The following is a 17,496-nucleotide window of genomic DNA, read 5'->3' as shown; positions in this document are numbered from 1 at the left end:
ACCGAACCCCGCGACGAAGACACCGCCGATTAATCGACAATACCGTCTACACGTCACAGATGACCTGCAAAGGCCGCTTTCAAGAGTGCAGGCGAGAGCGCCTCAGCCAGTTGGTCGCGAAGTTTGCCAAGATTCTCCACTTCAGAAGCTCGCGCAAGCAGATCGCGAAGCCTTCGAAGTTCAAGATTCTGTTCTTCAACCGATGGAACCGGCACCTGAAGCTTCTCCAACTTCTTCTTTCCCAATTCCGTTTGCTTCGTCGTATTTGCGCCCTTTACAGAGCTAATAACACTCTGCACTTGTGGCGACTGGATCATCAGAGCCAAGAATTCAGGAAGAAGAAAACCAGGAGTCACTCTCACTGAGAGGATATGAGAATCAAACGGAATTCCCACTACATCCCGGCCCGCCACACAGGCCCTTCCTATGGTGCCATCTCCCGTTGAATTAACGAGTACGTCGCCTTCAGCGACCCGGCCGACATCAGGAACGCTCGACTCCCAGTCGACCTCCACCTCACGCGCACGCGATAGATGGATGCCGCCCCACTGGACGCAACCCTGGTTAAGAGCAATACTTCCACTTCCATGTTCATATCTCGGCCCCCGCCCGCGAAACACTGCGGCGACTGAGCCGAGCGGGGTGAGACTTGCCTGATGCCTCGCGTAGAAATCAGCCAAGAGCTGCTGTCTTAGAGCAGCCAGAAGTGCACCGGAATCGGTTGCGCGACTCTGCACCTGTCCTACCAGCGACCGGCAGTAATCCAGCCTAGCGGCAATGCGCTGCTGCTCCTGAAGACCAGGAAGATCAATTGACTGCGCAGCAAAGCTCTTGATCCCCAAAGTTCTGTTACGACCAGCTGATCCAGGCGAAGCGTTCCTAATCGCAGATAGGCCGTCACCTCCAGTGAAATAATGGAACAGATACCTCGCGTCCGCCAGGCGTTCGTTCACCCTGTACGTCATGAAACGATGCGACCCAATTAGCCCGTCCTCCTGCTCCGTTGCAATGGCTACCGCCCCCTCCCATGCGAATACATTGCTGAATATCATATCTCCTTCCTTGATATAAAAGACACGTTTACTGCCGAGGTCTTGACCGCTCACGGGATCCTTGTGGAACAACCCGCGGCCGAATGAACGTACACCGATCTCCACATACGTCTGGTCGATCTCGACCGAGGTAGGGCGCCGCTGCAGACTCAACACATCCCTGACATAAAAACGCTCAGTCTTCATACCTTGCCATCCAAGTCCTTTTGAAGGGATTCGAGAATTGAAAAGATTTCCCTTTCGGTGACGAGTAGATCGTTGATGAGATCACCAGGTGGACGGTGAGTGAGGTCATCGGCACTAGCGGGGTTGGTGAGATCGAGGTTGTATCCGGCAGCGACGATATCGGCGATCGGGACCGACCAAGCATGATCGGTGACGACACGGTCGGTGCGGTCAGGACCACCCCACCAAGCGGCGCAGTCAGCGAACTCTTCGTAGCGCATGGGCTTGGTCTTGCTGTAGCCCTTGCGCCCCTCCGGTGGGTCGATCTGGTAGAACCAGGTCTCCTTGGTGGGGCCGGTCTTTTCAAAGAAGAGGAGATTCGCCGGGATCTGGGTGTAGGGGGCGAACACACCCTGCGGGAGGCGGACGATGGTGTGAAGGTCGCACTCCTTCATCAGCTTCTCTTTGATCGCAGTGCCTGCACCCTCGCCGAAGAGCACGCCGTTGGGAAGCACGATGGCGCAGCGGCCACCTGGCTTGAGCTTGGTCAAGACTGAGTGGAGGAAGAGCCAGGCGGTCTCCTTGGTCCGAACACCGGTCGGGAAGCGGGCTGCGACCGAGTTCTCCTCCTCACCTCCGAACGGTGGGTTGGTGAGGACCACGTCGACCTTCTGCCCTTGCTCGTCGAGCATCCGGGTGAGCGCGTTGTCACGGACAATTGTCGGTGCCTCCACGCCATGCAGGATGAGGTTCATCATGCAGAGTAGGTACGGGAGGGGCTTCTTTTCGACGCCTCGTAGGTCGCGCCAGAGCTGCTGTTGGTCCTGTCCGCTCATCTTTGGCGACTTCTTCTTGAGCTCCTCCAGAACCTCGACGAGGAAGCCGCCAGTGCCGCACGCGGGGTCGAGAATGGATTCGCCGAGCTTGAGGTGGGTCTGCTCGACCATGAAGCGGATTACCGGGCGTGGGGTGTAGAACTCGCCGGAGTCTCCGGCGGCGTCACGGACCTCTCTGAGGATCGACTCGTAGAGGAACGCCATGGTGTGGATGTCGTCGGACGACGTGAAATCGATCTTCTGCAGGCTCTCGAGGAGGTCGCGCAGCAGGTAGCCGGACATCATCTGGTTGCGGATGTCCTTGAACAGCGCGGACAGTACGTTACGGGGGTCTCCGGGACGGTCTGCCTTCAGGCCCCTGAGGTGCGGGAGCAGCTCATCGTTGACGAAGGATAGGAGGTCGTCACCGGTGAGGAAGGGGTTGCCCGCCCAGGTGCGCCAGCGGTACTTCTCGATGATCGCCGGGCGGAAGTCGTCGTCCCAGACCTCGCGGTTGGTCTCCATGGCGTCGAAGGCACGCAGGAAGAGGAGCCAGGACAGCTGCGGGAGCCGGTCGAGGTCGCCGTTGAGGCCGGCGTCCTTACGCATGGTGTCGCGGGCCGACTTGATGACCGAGCTGAGCCGAGCTCGGGAGGTCTGCTGGGTGGTTCCACGTGGTGGCATGAGAGTTTAGAATTCCGTTTCGTCGGCAAGTGCGGTGGCCCAAAGGCCTGGACGATCAATTGGGCGCTTGGGAGATCAGCGGGCGCCTCGGTGAGGCCTTCTGCCTGATCGGGGTAGAGACCGGTCCACGACGGAGGTGGGTCTGGAATTGACCACGGGAGGGCATGGGTGGCACGGACGTCGAACACGTGGCGGGTTACCGACATCAGTTCGCGATCCGGCTGCAGGCCGTCCTCGATCAACAGCACGAGGCCTACAAGGTCCTTCACCCTGGTGTTGGGGCGGTTGCCGTAGTCTCGGGTGAGCGCGTGGAGCTTCTCCGCGAAGTGCTGCCGCCGGTGGACAGCTTCGATCTTCCGCGGGGCAATGTCCGCGAACGCAAGGACGCCCGGGAGCTCGATCTGTTCGGAGGCGGCGAGTTCCTCCGCTCGCTGGCCCACATCCAGCCGGATCGAGGCATAGAGCTTGTCGGCCAGGTGCCCTTCAGCCGAGAACCGCCAAGCCGCGCGGCCCGCCGAGTCAGGCTCGAATTCCTGAGGCGGTCCCACTCGAAAGACGAAAGCGTCGCCGTCGATATCCTGTGACAGGGCCTCGATCAGTTCGTCCCGCAGAGCAGGATCGGTAAGATCTCCATCCCGCAGCGCTAGGTCAAGGTCCTTCGTGGCGCGCGCTCGGTCAAGGAGCCGGAACTCCAGGGCGGTGACACCCTTCAGGACCCATCTGCCTGGCTCAGCGACCGTTAGCCGAGCAGCGATACGATCGAACAGCGCGCGTCGGCGAAGCCTGCCAAGGTCGGTGCCACGGGCCTCGGCTTGCTGTTTGAGCCGCGCCTCCAACGCCTTGCGGAGATCAGCAGCGGTCTTGTAAGAGGTCACGAGGGATCCTCCGCGAGCGCCCGCTCCACGCCTAGCGAGGCCTGCGGCCCGAGCCGCTCCGCCGCATGGAGCAACTGCCGCCGGGTGGCCTCACCCCGCTCCAGTAGGTCTGAGACCGCGGAGTCGATGACGTCCTGATCCGCAGAGATCGCGGCAGACTCGGCGATCGCGCGTAGCGGGGACGTCACCTTGAATCCGTCGCGCTGGACGATGTCGTCCTCATCAAGGACGGCACGGTGCATGATGACGGCCGGATCGACCTGTCTGAACCCTTGAGGCACGGTCAAATGGACGGCGGCCTCGGGGTTGGCGACCCCGAGGTCATGGACTGCGAGCGCGGTCAGATGCGAGACAACAGCGCGTCCCTTGCTCCAGAGACTCCATCGAACCAGCGAATCGGTGTCGTCGGACCCCAGTTCGAGGAACTCTCGGAACCGGTAGATGCCTCGATCGATGCGAATCCAGTTCCCTCGCTGAGTGTGGAACCGCTGCGCCTGATAGGAGTAGCCCGCGTCGAGAGCCTGGGCGGCGGTGAAGTAGCCGCGTTGAGCTGCCGCTACGCGCCACAGCCTGTCGCGCGCACTCCGAGGCCCCACCAGCATGGAGCCATGCTAGCGCGCGAACACCTCACAGCCGACTTTAGTTTGACGGGTATGGTGCGCGCTAAACTAAAAGTCCGATACAGGCTACGCACTCTCGTAGATCATCTCACTCAGCTGATCGATGGCGGTCCGTAGATTCTGTGCGCCACCGAATCGACCGGCCAGTTCAGTCGGAGTTCCCAGATGGGCGAGGGCCGGTGCCCGGAGCACTGTCAGGTCCAGCCCGTCCTCACCATGTACCGCGTACTGGTACAGGATCGTCATCAGGATCTCGCGAGCCTCGGGTGCGAAAGACTCGAGGAACTCCCGGTGCTCACGCTCCAACCGATGCGCGCGCTCCTGCCGGGTGACCAGCGGCGTCTGCCAGGTTACGTGGAGAAGCAGATCGAGGGTGTCGGAGGCCGGCTGGCCGAGCCGCTCCGCCAACTCGTCAAGTTCGACGCCGTGCCGGGTCAGACGGTCCCGCAAGACTCTGCGGCTCTTTGCCTGCGCCCACTGGGCGCGCAGCTCATCCGGCTCGAGCTTCATCTCGATCACTCGATCCCGCACGTACTGGCGCAGTTCCACCAGGCGAAGGCGCCGTCCGTCTCCCGCCGAGATGTAGTGGGCGCTACCGTCGACGAAGACATCGACGCCGTTCACGTAGAGACGATGGCTGCGAGCCTGAATCCGGTCGATCTCGTCCTGGTCGGTGATCTGGCCGTCTCCGGGCGCATCCTCGTCGAATGTTCCGAAGTCCTGAGGCTCGTAGTCTGAGGGTGGCTCGGCCACGATCTCCTCGTCCGGTACGTCCTCAGGGGTTGTGTCGACGATGTGCCCGGTCTCATCGGCCTCATCCCGGACCACCCGAAGTGCGGGTCCATCGAACGTGGGGTCGTTGAACAAGCGGGTCGCGTCCACGAAATCGATGATGTCGAAGGTCAGCTTGTCCGCGGCCGGATAGAGCCGGGTACCTCGGCCCACGATCTGCTTAAACTCCGGCATGGATCCGATCCTGCGGAACAACACGATATTCCTGACCGTCGGAATGTCCACACCGGTCGAGAGCAGCCTCGAGGTCACGGCGATCACCGGTTCCTCGGTGTCGGCCTGGCGGAAGTCGTCGAGAAGCACCCTGCCGTGCTGTCCGTCACTGCTGGTGATCCGGCAGACGTAGTTCGGATACCGCCGAACCATCTCCTTGTTGGCGTTGGTCAGCGCGGCTCGCATCCGGCCCGCATGATCGTTGTTCTCGCAGAAGATGATGGTCTTGCCCATGCGGTCTGTCTGCTGGAGGCACTCGGTCAGGTAGCGGGCAGCTTCCTCTGTCCGTTCGAGAATCGCGAGGACCTTCTCGTACTCCTTTGGACCGTAAAGGTTGTCGGGGATCTCGTTGCCGTAGATGTCCGTCTGGCCATCGTCGGGCCGCCACCCGGTCAGGTCGACGTTGAAGCGAACCTTGCGCACCCGGTAGGGCGCGAGGAAGCCGTCCTCGATGCCGTTGGCCAGCGAGTACACATAGACCGGGTTTCCGAAGTAGGCGTAGGTGTCGATGTTGCCTTCTTCGACCGGGGTCGCAGTGAGTCCGAGCTGGGCGGCCGGCGCGAAGTACTGGAGAATCTGCCGCCACTGAGAGTCGTCCCGCGAGCTTCCCCGGTGGCACTCATCTACGACGACCAGGTCGAAGAAGTCCGGCGCGAACTGCCGGTAGAACTGCTCGCCGCCCTCACCACTGTCGAGCGACTGGTACAACCCGAAGTAGATGTTGCGCCCGGTCTTCGGGTCAGCGCCGCTGAGCTTGTGCACGGCGTCACCGAACATCGGCGCGAAGTAGTCGTCCTTGGGCTGATCGACCAAGATGTTGCGGTCGGCCAGGTAAAGGACACGTGGCCGCCGGCTCGCGTCAGGCCATCTCGTGGCCCAGAGCTTCGTAACGATCTGGGCCGCAACCATCGTCTTGCCCGTGCCGGTGGCCATGACGAGCAGCACTCGGCGGTCTCCGCGGGTCAGGCTGCGAACGGCCCTGTTGATCGCGACCTGCTGGTAGTAACGGGGGCGCTTGGCGGTGTTGTCCCAGTTCCGCAGAGTCTGGTCAAAGGGCGCGATGGTGGCTGCGACCTGAACCTCGCTCGACAGCCCCTTGGCGGCCCGATATCGCTGCCACAGCTGCTCCGGTGTGGGGAACCCGGCAATGATCGTCTCCGTACCGGCGGCGAAGTCGAACTCGATGATCTTCTGGCCGTTGGTGGAGTAGGCGAAGGGAACATCGAGCAGCTTCGCATAGCGCTTCGCCTGCTCCAGCCCGTCAGCAGCGTCCTTCCGCCAGCGTTTGGCCTCGACCACCGCCACCGGAAGGTCGCCCACGTACTCCAGCACGTAGTCCGCCCGCAGGGGTTTGTCCCGCCGAAAGAGTCGGGTGGTGGCCCGAATCCGCCCGTCGTTGATCTGAAATTCCCGCTTGATGCGCTCGTCCGGCCAACCTGAGGCCTCCTTGAGCGCGGGCAGCACGAACCGTCGGCAGGTTTCGTCCTCATCAAGATTAAATACGTCTGCCACCGCAACCCGTTCCCTAGCGCGCGGATACACCTATGTGACCATTGTGCCCCCGGGCACCGACAGACGCCTGGGTGTACCGTCACAGCTGTGTCTGACCCCCGCCCGCCCCGTGACCGCCAAACCCGACCGACGGGCGTGCCTACCATTTTCACTACCATCCGCCTGTCTGGTGGCGTCAGGCACCCGCCTGCGACACCATCCTGCACCAGAGCGTAGTGGGGCTCGCCCCACACCACAGTCATCGGCGAACGGGTGAATGGTAGCGAGAGTAGAGTAGCGAAGCGTTACAGACCGCGATCAGCCGGGCAAATCTGCAGGTCAGGCTATATGCCGAGGGAGCGGCCGATGATTTCTTTCATGATCTCGGTGGTGCCGCCGAAGATGGTCTGGATGCGGACGTCCTGGTACGCCTTCGCGATCGGGTACTCGGTCATGTAGCCGTAGCCGCCGTGGAGCTGGACGCACCGGTCCACGACCGTCTTCAGGAGTTCGGTGTTCCAGTACTTCAGCATCGCGGCCTCTTCGGCGGAGAGCTCGCCGTCGCCCTCCTTGACGATGCACTGGTCGGTGAACGCGCGGGTGACGGTCAGCTCCGTCTTCATCTCGGCGAGCGTGAACCGGTTGTGCTGGAACTTCCCGATGGGGCGGCCGAACGCCTCGCGGGTCTTGCAGTAGGCGAGGGTCTGCTCGAACGCGGTCTCGGCGGCGGCCTGCGCGGTGACGCCGATGGACAGGCGCTCGCGGGCGAGGTTCTGCATCAGGTAGATGAACCCCATGCCCTCCTCGCCGAGGAGGTTCGACACGGGGACGCGGACGTTGTCGAAGAACAGCTCGGCGGTGTCCTGGGCGTGCAGGCCGACCTTGTCGAGGTTGCGGCCGCGCTCGAAGCCGTCCATGCCGCGCTCGACCACTAGCAGGCTGACGCCCTTCGACCCGGCGGACGGGTCGGTCTTGGCGACGACGATGACGAGGTCGGCGAGGATGCCGTTGGAGATGAACGTCTTCGACCCGTTGAGGACGTAGTGGTCCCCGTCCTTGATCGCGGTGGTCTTGATGCCCTGGAGGTCGGAGCCCGCGGCGGGTTCCGTCATCGCGATGGCGGTGATGATCTCTCCGGAGCAGTAGCCGGGGAACCAGCGGGCCTTCTGCTCGTCGGTGCACAGTTGGCGCAGGTAGCCGCCGTTGATGTCGTTGTGGACGGCGAACGCGGGCCCGTGGATCCCCGCCTTCGCCAGCTCCTCGTTGAAGATCACGTAGTAGCGGTAGTCGGGGTTGCCGCCACCCCCGTACTCCTCGGGCATGTCGATGCCGAGCAGGCCCGCGCGCCCCGCGGCCAGCCACACCTCGCGGGAGACGATGCCGTCCTTCTCCCACTGCTCGTGGTGCGGGGACGCCTCCTTCGCGATGAAGGAGCGCACCATGTCGCGAAAGGCTTCATGCTCCTCGGTGTAGATGTCGCGTCCCATCCGGCGGTCTCCCTCGGTAAGTGCGTCCTGATACAGGATTAATGTAACACTGGCACTGTCACATAGAGGGAGGCGGGATGGAGCTCACCGTCGACGAGCTGGCCTCGCGTGCCGGGGTCACCGTCCGCACCGTCCGGTTCTACGCCGGGCGCGGGCTCCTGCCGCCCCCGAAGCTCCGCGGCAGGACGGGCCTGTACGGCGCCGACCATCTGGCGCGGCTGGAGCTCGTCCGGGAGCTGCAGTCGCTCGGGCTCACCCTGGCGGCGATCGAGAAGCATCTGAAGAGGATCCCGCCGGAGGCGACCGCCGAGGACCTCGCCCTCCAGCGGGCGCTGCTGTCGCCGTGGGCGCCGGAGCGTCCCGAAGAGCTCGACCGGCAAGAGCTGGACCGCCGGGCGGGACGGCACCTCGACGATGACGTGCTGAAGCGGCTTGAGGCCCTGGGGGTCGTGGAGCGGCTGCATGGCGGCGTCGTCCGCGTCGTGAGCCCCGCGCTGCTCGGGATCAGCGCCGAGCTGGCCGCGCTCCCGCTGCCGCTGGACACGCTGATCGCCTCGCACGAGGCCGTCGACCGGCACACGACCGCGCTGGCCGCCGAGCTGCAGCGGGCCTTCCAGGAGACCGTCGTCCGGCCCTACCGGGAGGGCGGGCGCGCGCCGGAGGAGCGGGAGCGGCTGATGGAGATGGCCGGGAAGCTCAAGCCGCTGATGATCCAGTCGCTGGTGACGTCGTTCCAGCGGGCCGTCGACAAGGCGATCCGCCAGTCCGTCCCCGACTAGGCGTTCTTCCACTCCTGGCGCTCGTACTCCACGAGCCGCGGGTGGACGAGCGTGTTGACCTCGACGTCGCGGGCGCGGCGGTCCTTGGGGAACACCGTCGCGGCCCGGAGGAGCGGCTCGTCCACGAAACGCAGGTCGGGGGCGCCGGGCGCGAGCCTCGGCACCGGCTTCTCCCCCGCCGACGCGAGCACGTAGCCCCAGTCGCCGAAGCTGGGCACGTCAACGTGGTACGGGGTCGTCGCGAGGCCCGCCGCGGCGATCGACTTCTCGATGCTCCAGAACGACCTCGGCGCGAAGTACGGCGACCCCGACTGAACGACCATCCGCCCGCCCGGCGCCAGCACCCGCTTCACCATGCCGTAGAACTCGACCGAGTACAGCTTCGCGGTGGACACGTCGTCGGGGTCGGGCATGTCCACGACCACGGCGTCGAACCGCTGGTTCAGGCCGCGCAGCCACGAGAACGCGTCGGCGGCCACGATCTCGGCGCGGGGGTCGTCGAACGCGTGGCGGTTGAGGGACGCGATCGGCCCGTACGTCCGGGCCAGGTGCAGCATCTCCGGGTCGAGCTCGACCAGCGTCGCCGACCGGACGTCCTTGTAGCGGAGCACCTCGCGCAGCGCCAGGCCGTCCCCGCCGCCGAGGATCAGCACCCTGCCGTGCGGGCCCGACATCAGCGGGTGGACGAGCGACTCGTGGTACCGGTACTCGTCCACGGACGAGAACTGCAGGTCACCGTTCAGGAACAGCCGCATGTCCGTGCTGCCCGCCAGGGAGACGTCCTTCGTGATGACGATTTCCTGGTACTTGGTGCGCTTGGTGAGGGCGATCGGGTCGGCGTAGAGGGCCTGCCGCGCGGACACCTCGAAGCCGTCCGCGAGCGCGTACGTCCCGCAGAGGGCGGCGAGGACCGCGACCATGCCGAGGCCCAGCGCGGCCTGCGCGACGCGTCCGATCTGGCGGCGGAACAGCCACAGCACGACGGCGATCCCGGCGACCGCGTTGACGACGCCGACGAGCAGCGCGCCCTTGATGTGCCCGAACGCCGGGAGCAGCAGGAACGGGAACGCCAGGCCGCCGATCAGCGCCCCGACGTAGTCGGCGGCGAACAGGTCGGCGACGGCGCTGCCCGCGTCCTGCTTCCTGATCCGCTGCAGCAGCGTCATCAGCAGCGGGATCTCCGCGCCGATCAGCGCGCCGACCGCGAACGCCACCACCACCAGCGCCGGGACGTACAGGTTGAGCCAGGCGAACGCCGCGTACAGCGCCAGCACCGACAGGCCGCCGACCAGCGCGAGCGCGCCCTCCACGACCGCGAACGCCACCACCGGACGGCCCTGCAGCGGCTTGGCCGCCAGCGAGCCGATGCCCATCGCGAAGACCATGACCGACAGCACGATCGACGCCTGCGTGACCGAGTTGCCGACGAGATAGCTGCCGAGCGCGACCAGCGCCAGCTCGTACACCAGCCCGCACGCCGCGCAGGTGAACACGGCGGCGAGGACCAGCGCCCGCGCCGCCTTGGCCGGGACGCGCAACCGCCCCGGCCCGTCCGGCGTCGACGGCTCCGTCACCGGGTCGGCCGGTGCGGACGGTTCCGTCGCCGGAGGGGCGGGGGCGGTGGCCTCGTCCAGGTCGCGGGACGTCAGGAGACCGCCCCGGCCACGATCGCGGCGACGCCCAGGTCGGCGGCGGCGACCACCCACCCGGCCGGATGGATCCCGCCGGCACCGCCGCCCGCCGTGGCCGCGCCGCCGCCGTCGACGAGCGTCGCGCCGAGCTTGCCGGGCGTGGTCACGTCGAGGAGGAGGAACGCGACGACCATCAGCACGATGCCGATGCCGCCGAAGACCGCCGTGTCGATCAGGCCGTCGCTGAGGTCGTTGTCGCTGGTGATGATCGCGGTGGTGACGATCGCGCCGATGCCGAGGAGCTTCGCCGACAGCAGCAGCGCGGCGCCCCGGTTCCCGTCGGTCCAGATCTGCTTGCCGAGCCTGCCGGGCGTCGTCACCTCCACCACCAGGTAGCCGATCGCCATCAGCGCGATGCCGATCGCCCCGTAGGCGAAGGTGGCGCCGATCTCGTCCAAGAGGTCGTCCATCTGATGCTCCTTATTTGCCCGACCCTGGCCCGCCGCCGCGGAAGGACGCGGCGCCTGTGCTCGTCCAGCCGTGGCTTCCGGGACTGGCCCACCGGCCGCTGACGTGGGAGTAGTAACGGTTGTAGCCGCTGCGTGGTGTGTCGACCGTGATCCGGCTTCCCGTCCCGTTCGGCAGGACGCCGACGACCAGCCGCGGGTAGCGCAGGAAGATCCCGCCCGCCGCGCCCATGGTCGCCAGGTTGTCCACCCGGTCGATCGACCTGAACTTGTTGTTGATCTCCGTGGCCACGGCCGGCGGAGCCTTCGCGGACCGGTACGTGCCGGCCCCCATATTCTTGTACTTGTCCCCGATCCAGGACTCCTGGGACTTGCTGCCGCAGCCCCCGAGCGCCAGAACGGTCACGAGGGCGGCGCACGCGCCGCCGATCATCCGGTGTCTACTGTTCACGTTGGTCTCACCAGCCGGCTCCGCGTCATCACGATCTCCCGGGTCTGCGGGTAGGCGTGCCACGTCCGCCAGCCGATCCCGGTCTCCTCCAATGCGGGGGTCTCACGTTCGTCGGGGTCCATCGCCGCACCGCCCTGCGCGGCGTCGCGCTTCGGCGTGCCACGCTTCAGCGCGCCGCGTTCGAGGGCGCTGCCCGCCCGGACGGCACGTTCCAGGGCGAGCGCGGTCACGGCGTGTTCGGAGCCGGGGAAGTTCCCGGTCAGGGCGTCGCCGCGGTCGGCGAGCCGCGCGCAGACCGCCTCGACGGCGCGGCGGAACGCCGTGGTGTCGCTGAGCGCGGCCGTCGTCGCGGCGAACTCGTAGGTCCAGCCGGGCATGTCGGTGCTCGCGCGGCCGGGCAGCGGCTCGGCGGCACCGGGCAGGCACGCCACGGTCTCGCTGAGCGGCCCGGCGATGACCTGGTGGGACGCGCCCAGCAGCCGCAGCTCCACGGTCACCCCGGCCCGCTCGACGGGCAGCACGGCGAGCGCGTCCAGGGGCGGCAGGCCGAGCGCGAACGACAGGGCGTCGGCGCGCGCGTCCGCGTAGGGGGTGTCGAGGGTGGTCCGCAACGTCAGCCGCCGCTGCCGGGGTAGATCGTCATCGACCCGGCCGGGACGCGCTCGCCGAGGCCGGCCTCCCACTGGCCGCCGCCGTACTGCTCGAACGACAGGTACTTGCCGCGCGGGCCCTCGTAGTCGACGTACTCGACGCGTCCCTGGACGCCGACGCCGGTCGTGCCCTCGCTGTCATAGGTGGCCGTGCCGTGCTCCTCGCGGCGGTACTCGACGCCGTCGACGACGATCGTCCGGTCGCCGGGGGTGAGGTCGCCGATGTCGTGCCCGGTCCACCAGACGACCTCGAGGTCGGGGTCCTCCTCGACGGAGATCCACACCTTGGTGCCCTCGGTGGTGTCGGCGTCCAGGAGGTGCTCGCTCCAGGTGTAGCCGCCCTCCTTCAGCCGCAGCGAGCCGCGCACGAAGTAGCGGGTGCCGAGGTACTCGACCATGTCGCCGGCCTTCAGCGTCCGCGGGTCGCCGGCCACCTGGTCCTCGGCCGCGAACGGGTCGCGCGGCGCGGCGGGCGCGGGCGCCGGGCCGCCCGGCGCGGACGTCCCCGACCGGCGCCGCAGCAGGACGACGATCAGCACGATCAAGGCGACCAGGATCAGCGCCAGCAGGATGACTATCGCCGCTCCGCTCACGGACACCTCCATCGATTCGTCTACAAGTCGGGCACGGACCAGCGGGATCCTACCGACTGTCGCCTCCCATGCCCATACCGCGTTCAGACGTATCAAATGAACCACTGGTTGCATGCGAGAACGCCGTAACCGAAACGGAATGGTCCCCTCAAAAGCGGAGGGTGAATCAGATGATTCGGGGGTGGCTCAGAGGCGGGCGATGGCGGCGTCGACGCGCTCGTCGGTGGCGGTGAACGCGATCCGGACGTGCCGGGCGCCGGCCGGGCCGTAGAACTCGCCGGGGGCGGCGAGGACGCCGAGGGACGCCAGATGCGCGATGGTGTCCCAGCACGGCTCGTCGCGCGTGGCCCACAGGTAGAGGGACGCCTCGGAGTGGTCGATGCGGAACCCGTGCTTCTCGAACGCGGCGCGCAGCCCGGCGCGGCGCCGCGCGTACCGGGCCCGCTGCTCGTCCACGTGCGCGTCGTCGCCGTACGCGACCGTCATCGCCGCCTGCACCGGAGCCGGGACGATCATGCCCGCGTGCTTGCGGACCTCCAGCAGCCGCTTGACCATCGCGAGGTCGCCGGTGAGGAACCCGGCCCGGTAGCCCGCCATGTTGGACCGCTTCGACAGCGAGTTGACCGCGAGGAGGCCCTCGTGGGAGCCCTCGCACACGTCCGGGTGCAGGATCGAGACCGGCGGCCTCTCCTCGTCCCAGCCGAACTCCAGGTAGCACTCGTCGCTGATCACGATGGCGCCGCGCCCGCGCGCCCATGCGACGACCTTGCGGAGATGCTCGGCGGGCAGCACCTTCCCGGTCGGGTTGGACGGCGAGTTCACCCACACGATCTTGGGTGAGACGGGGCCGAGGGAGAGCAGCCCGTCCGTGGAGACGGGCCTGGCCCCGGCGAGCCGCGCGCCGACGTCGTAGGTCGGGTAGGCCAGCTCGGGGAAGACGATCGTGTCGCCGGGCCCGGCGCCGAGCAGCGTCGGCAGCCAGGCGACCAGTTCCTTGGTGCCCATCACGGGGAGCACCGCGTCCGGGTCGGCGCCGGACACGCCGGCGCGGCGCCGCAGCCACCCGGCGACGGACTCGCGGAGCCGCGGCGTCCCGTACGTCTGCGGGTACCCGGGCGCGTCGGACGCGCCCGCGAGCGCCGCCTGAACCGGCTCGGGGGTCGGGTCGACGGGCGTCCCGACCGACAGGTCGACGATGCCGTCCGCGTGCGCCAGCGCCCGCTCCTTGTACGGGGCCAGCCGGTCCCACGGAAAGTCCGGCAACGTGAACACGCCCACACACTCCTGTCTGGCTGTAGGGAAACCCGAGGGCCGTGGCCGTCCCACGAACGACGTGGCGGCCACGGCCCCGAAAACGACGCAGGCGCGCCTCGGGAACGGTCCCCTGGGGGACGCGTTCCGGCGTTCCGCCCCGCTCAGTCCTCCTGGCTCTGCGGAGGCAGGGCGGCGACGATCGGGTGGTCCTTGTCGATCTTGCCGACCTTGGAGGCGCCACCGGGCGAGCCGAGGTCGTCGAAGAACTCCACGTTGGCCTTGTAGAAGTCCTTCCACTGGTCGGGCGTGTCGTCCTCGTAGTAGATCGCCTCTACCGGGCAGACAGGCTCACACGCACCGCAGTCGACGCACTCGTCCGGGTGGATGTACAGCATGCGCTTGCCCTCGTAGATGCAGTCGACCGGGCACTCCTCGATGCATGCCTTGTCGAGCAGGTCCACGCAGGGCTGCGCAATGACGTAGGTCACGTCAGTGACTCCTCTCGGATTTCCGGCCCCGCCGTACGTCACGGCTCACCGCAAGCTCGCTGTGAATAGTATGGCCGCCACGGCGCCGTCGATTCGACACGGGGGGTCCGCAGATGTCCGGCCGGTTCGCCGCACGCCTGGTGGTGTCCATCAGCGCCGCCGACGTGGGCCGGCGAATATCGCTGCGCCGTCGCCTGCCAACGGGAGAGTACAGCGACGTCGTCGGCGTCCTCGAATCCTGGTCCGGCGGGATCCTCGCCGTACGGCGCCGGAACGGGGAGTTGGTCGAGGTCCCGGAGGGGATCATGGTCGCGGCGAAAGTCGTCCCGCCGCAGCCTCCGCCGCGCCGGCCCCGCCGTCCCGCCGGGGAGGACGAGGAGCGCTAGCGCGGCCCCGTGCCACCCGACGGCGGCGTGTCGCCGCCCCCGGGCGTGCCGCCGGAGCCGGGCGTGCCGCCGGACGGCCCCGTGCCGCCGGACGGGGCTGCCGGTGCCGTCACCGGTTCTGTCTTCTGGATGCGCTCGGTGTAGGTCTGGCCGGGCTGGAGCGGCTGCCCCTGGAACAGCTCCGACACCGTGACGAGCGTGAACCCGCGCTTCTTCAGCCCGTCCACCACCTTCGGGATGGCGTCGACGCTGGGCTTGTGGATGTCGTGGAACAGGACGATGCCGCCGCCCGCGGGCTCCTTGACCCCGACCTTGGTGTGGCGGCTGACACTCCTGTGCCGCCAGTCGAGCGTGTCCACGCTCCACAGGATCAGCGGCATCCCGATGGCCCGTCCCACCTGGGCGTTCGTCGCCCCGTACGGCGGGCGCATCAGCGTCGGCGCGACGCCGGAGGCGGTCTTGATGGCCTGCTGCGTCCGCTGGATCTGCGACCGGACCTCGGCGGGCGACTCCGTCGTGAGGTCAGGATGGGACCAGGAGTGGTTGGCGACCTCGTGCCCCTCAATGGCCATCCGCCGCACGACGTCCGGGTAGGCCTGGACGTTCTCGCCCAGCATGAAGAACGTCGCGCGGGCGCCGCCCGCCTTGAGCGTGTCCAGGAGCCGTGCCGTGTAGGGGCTCGGCCCGTCGTCGAACGTGAGCGACACGCACTTGACCCGGACGCAGTCGATCTTCCTGGGCGGGGGCGGCGCCGGAGCACGCCTCTGCTGGGCCCGTTTCCCCAGCGCGGCGTTGTCCCCTGCGGTCCGCGCCCGCTTTCCCTCCGGCCCGCCGCAACCGGCGATCCCGGCGGCCCCGACGGTTCCGGCGACGAGCAGCAGCCCGGCACCGGCGACGGTGATTGCCCTGATTCGCACCACGCACCCCCGAACGTGTCACTTGGGCGGCCTCATACCCTCCGTCACCTGTGCGACACATGCCGTCAAGGCCGCGATATCGAAGATCGTCCGCGGACGGCGGGCGTGTGCCCGTCGCCGCGTCAGTCCGGGGCGATGTCCGATAAATTACGACAGTGAATTGGGCCGTGACGACGTACGACTCCGCCTTCGGGTACGTCTCCGCGCACGGTGCGCCCCTGGTCGACCTGCTCGATCCGCAGCCCGGCGAACGGATCATCGACCTCGGGTGCGGCACCGGGGCGTTCACCGCGGAGATCGCCGAGCGGGGCGCCGAGGTGCTGGGCATCGACGGCAACCCGGACATGGTCGCGCAGGCGACCGCGCTGCATCCGGGCCTGTCGTTCGTGCTCGGCGACGCGCACGACTTCACCGTCGGCGAGTCGTTCGACGCGGTCGCCTCGAACGCTGCCCTGCACTGGATGACCCGCGACCCCGACGCCGTGATCGGGCGCGTCCACGCCTCGCTGCGCCCCGGCGGGCGGTTCGTCGGCGAGCTCGGCGGCGCCGGCAACTGCGCCGAGCTGATCGTCGCGATGCAGACCGCCTGGCGGGTGTTCGGCCTCGGCGAGCCGGACCTGCCCTGGTACTTCCCGAGCCCCGCCGAGTACGCGGCGAAGCTGGAGGAAGCCGGGTTCACGCTGCGGCTGCTGGAGCACGCCGACCGTCCGACCCGGATGACCGAGGGCCCGAACGGCGCCGCCGACTGGGTCCGCGCGTACGCGGCCACGGCGCTGGCGGACGTCCCGCCGGAGCTGGTCGACCCGCTGCTCGCCCGGGTCAACGACCTCGCCGCCCCGGCGCTGCGCCGCGAGTCGGGATGGGTCGCGGACTATGTGCGGCTCCGTTTCGCGGCCATCCGCAAGCCGGACGGCGCCATGCCCATGCCGACGGGCCCGATGCCGTCCGACCCGCAGCTCTGATCCCGGGCCGCCCGGCCTAGGGTTGGGGGCATGCTGCGGCTCTACGACCATCGCACCGGGCGGGCCGAGCCGGTCCCCGGCGGGCGGGGCCTGCGCGTCCAGATCCTCGGCGGGTCCGGGCACCGCGTCCCCGTGGTCGCCGACCTGCTGCGCCGCGTCGCGGAACGGGCCGGGCGCCGCGTCCGGATCGCGTCCACCTCGCCTTTCGCGCTGGACGACTACAACGTCGCGCCGTTCGAGGTGCTCGACGCCCCGCTGACAGACGCCGACGTCTACTTGACGCACGAGGCCGCCGACGCCCGCCGCCCAGGCGCGCTCAGCCTGGTCGTACCGCGCGAGACGGGCGACCGGACGACGCACACGAACCCGCTCGCGGTGCGGCTGGCAATGCTGGAGGTCCCCTACCGGGAGCCGCTGGAGTTGTCCGAGACCGCGCTGTCGGCGGCGGCGGAGCGGCTGGAGCGATGGCGCCGCGAGGTCGCGGAGTGGGCGACGTCGCCCGGACGCCCCATGAACCGCGCGTACGCGGGGGAGGCAGAGGCCGCCCTGGCGGACGATCTGGGCAGCCCCGGCGCCCTCGACGCCCTCGACCGGCTCGCCGCCGACACCGACGTGCCGCCGGGCGCGAAGCTGGAGACGTTCGTCCACATCGACCTGCTGCTCGGCCTGAACCTGGTCTCCGCGATCGGAAGTGCCTGATCGGCCTACCCGATCATCCCGCCTG

General features: G+C 67.7%; 18 protein-coding genes. 5 read left to right on the top strand and 13 right to left on the bottom strand.

Annotated elements, in window-relative coordinates:
• Positions 1–53: 53 nt before the first annotated feature.
• Both E1264_RS26215 and E1264_RS26210 read right to left on the bottom strand, forming a co-directional pair.
• Positions 54–1,238 carry a restriction endonuclease subunit S gene (locus tag E1264_RS26215; protein WP_132178041.1) on the bottom strand — a complete coding sequence of 395 codons (1,185 nt, stop codon included), beginning with the start codon at positions 1,236–1,238 and terminating at the stop codon, positions 54–56.
• Positions 1,235–2,716, bottom strand: coding sequence for a class I SAM-dependent DNA methyltransferase (locus E1264_RS26210; RefSeq protein WP_132178039.1), 1,482 nt, complete (start codon positions 2,714–2,716; stop codon positions 1,235–1,237). Before E1264_RS26210 ends, E1264_RS26215 begins: the two co-directional genes overlap by 4 nt.
• A gap of 164 nt (positions 2,717–2,880) precedes the next feature.
• On the opposite strand from E1264_RS26210, the gene E1264_RS44735 reads away from it, so the two are divergent.
• Entirely contained in the window at positions 2,881–3,300 is a 420-nt protein-coding gene (locus E1264_RS44735; protein ID WP_207936230.1) for a hypothetical protein, read from the top strand.
• A 287-nt stretch (positions 3,301–3,587) separates the two neighbouring features.
• Here the strand turns inward: E1264_RS44735 and E1264_RS26200 are convergent, their stop codons facing one another.
• From E1264_RS26200 to E1264_RS26190, 3 genes are all read right to left on the bottom strand, one after another.
• Positions 3,588–4,193 carry a type IV toxin-antitoxin system AbiEi family antitoxin domain-containing protein gene (locus E1264_RS26200; protein WP_132178037.1) on the bottom strand — a complete coding sequence of 202 codons (606 nt, stop codon included), beginning with the start codon at positions 4,191–4,193 and terminating at the stop codon, positions 3,588–3,590.
• An 84-nt stretch (positions 4,194–4,277) separates the two neighbouring features.
• Positions 4,278–6,728, bottom strand: coding sequence for a type I restriction endonuclease subunit R (locus tag E1264_RS26195; RefSeq protein ID WP_132178035.1), 2,451 nt, complete (start codon positions 6,726–6,728; stop codon positions 4,278–4,280).
• Positions 6,729–7,051: 323 nt separating this feature from the next.
• Positions 7,052–8,194, bottom strand: a complete 1,143-nt coding sequence (locus tag E1264_RS26190; RefSeq protein WP_132178033.1) for an acyl-CoA dehydrogenase family protein — start codon at positions 8,192–8,194, stop codon at positions 7,052–7,054.
• Positions 8,195–8,271: 77 nt separating this feature from the next.
• Between E1264_RS26190 and E1264_RS26185 the strand changes: the two genes are divergently transcribed.
• Positions 8,272–8,973, top strand: a complete 702-nt coding sequence (locus tag E1264_RS26185) for a MerR family transcriptional regulator (RefSeq protein ID WP_132178031.1) — start codon at positions 8,272–8,274, stop codon at positions 8,971–8,973.
• Here the strand turns inward: E1264_RS26185 and E1264_RS26180 are convergent.
• The 7 genes from E1264_RS26180 to fdxA form a co-directional block, all read right to left on the bottom strand.
• Complete coding sequence (locus tag E1264_RS26180) at positions 8,970–10,547, bottom strand: polyamine aminopropyltransferase (protein ID WP_132178029.1); 1,578 nt, start codon at positions 10,545–10,547, stop codon at positions 8,970–8,972. The genes E1264_RS26185 and E1264_RS26180 overlap by 4 nt on opposite strands.
• 71 nt (positions 10,548–10,618) lie before the next feature.
• Positions 10,619–11,074 (bottom strand): DUF350 domain-containing protein, encoded by a 456-nt coding sequence (locus E1264_RS26175; RefSeq protein WP_132178027.1) that lies wholly within the window; start codon positions 11,072–11,074, stop codon positions 10,619–10,621.
• 10 nt (positions 11,075–11,084) lie between these two features.
• The gene (locus E1264_RS26170; RefSeq protein ID WP_243711179.1) at positions 11,085–11,522 is read right to left on the bottom strand and encodes a DUF4247 domain-containing protein; all 438 of its coding nucleotides are present in this window, start codon (positions 11,520–11,522) and stop codon (positions 11,085–11,087) included.
• Positions 11,519–12,133 carry a DUF2617 family protein gene (locus E1264_RS26165; RefSeq protein ID WP_132178026.1) on the bottom strand — a complete coding sequence of 205 codons (615 nt, stop codon included), beginning with the start codon at positions 12,131–12,133 and terminating at the stop codon, positions 11,519–11,521. Before E1264_RS26165 ends, E1264_RS26170 begins: the two co-directional genes overlap by 4 nt.
• Before the next feature lie 2 nt (positions 12,134–12,135).
• Positions 12,136–12,765, bottom strand: coding sequence for a DUF4178 domain-containing protein (locus tag E1264_RS26160; RefSeq protein ID WP_243711178.1), 630 nt, complete (start codon positions 12,763–12,765; stop codon positions 12,136–12,138).
• 186 nt (positions 12,766–12,951) lie between these two features.
• Positions 12,952–14,037, bottom strand: coding sequence for a succinyldiaminopimelate transaminase (gene dapC, locus E1264_RS26155; protein ID WP_132178022.1), 1,086 nt, complete (start codon positions 14,035–14,037; stop codon positions 12,952–12,954).
• A gap of 143 nt (positions 14,038–14,180) precedes the next feature.
• The gene (gene fdxA, locus E1264_RS26150) at positions 14,181–14,507 is read right to left on the bottom strand and encodes a ferredoxin (RefSeq protein WP_131963938.1); all 327 of its coding nucleotides are present in this window, start codon (positions 14,505–14,507) and stop codon (positions 14,181–14,183) included.
• A gap of 113 nt (positions 14,508–14,620) precedes the next feature.
• Between fdxA and E1264_RS26145 the strand changes: the two genes are divergently transcribed.
• Positions 14,621–14,893 (top strand): hypothetical protein, encoded by a 273-nt coding sequence (locus E1264_RS26145; RefSeq protein WP_132178020.1) that lies wholly within the window; start codon positions 14,621–14,623, stop codon positions 14,891–14,893.
• Here E1264_RS26145 and E1264_RS26140 read toward each other — a convergent pair.
• The gene (locus E1264_RS26140) at positions 14,890–15,810 is read right to left on the bottom strand and encodes a polysaccharide deacetylase family protein (protein WP_243711177.1); all 921 of its coding nucleotides are present in this window, start codon (positions 15,808–15,810) and stop codon (positions 14,890–14,892) included. The genes E1264_RS26145 and E1264_RS26140 overlap by 4 nt on opposite strands.
• A gap of 155 nt (positions 15,811–15,965) precedes the next feature.
• Here E1264_RS26140 and E1264_RS26135 point away from each other — a divergent pair, with 155 nt between their 5' ends.
• Positions 15,966–16,772 carry a class I SAM-dependent methyltransferase gene (locus E1264_RS26135; protein WP_132178018.1) on the top strand — a complete coding sequence of 269 codons (807 nt, stop codon included), beginning with the start codon at positions 15,966–15,968 and terminating at the stop codon, positions 16,770–16,772.
• A 30-nt stretch (positions 16,773–16,802) separates the two neighbouring features.
• Positions 16,803–17,471 (top strand): hypothetical protein, encoded by a 669-nt coding sequence (locus tag E1264_RS26130; protein WP_132178016.1) that lies wholly within the window; start codon positions 16,803–16,805, stop codon positions 17,469–17,471.
• The last annotated feature ends 25 nt before the right edge of the window (positions 17,472–17,496 follow it).

This window comes from Actinomadura sp. KC216 (assembly GCF_004348535.1).
GTDB lineage: Bacteria > Actinomycetota > Actinomycetes > Streptosporangiales > Streptosporangiaceae > Spirillospora.
The sequence above is the reverse complement of the archived record's forward strand: the minus strand, read 5'-3'. Positions and strand labels throughout refer to the sequence as shown.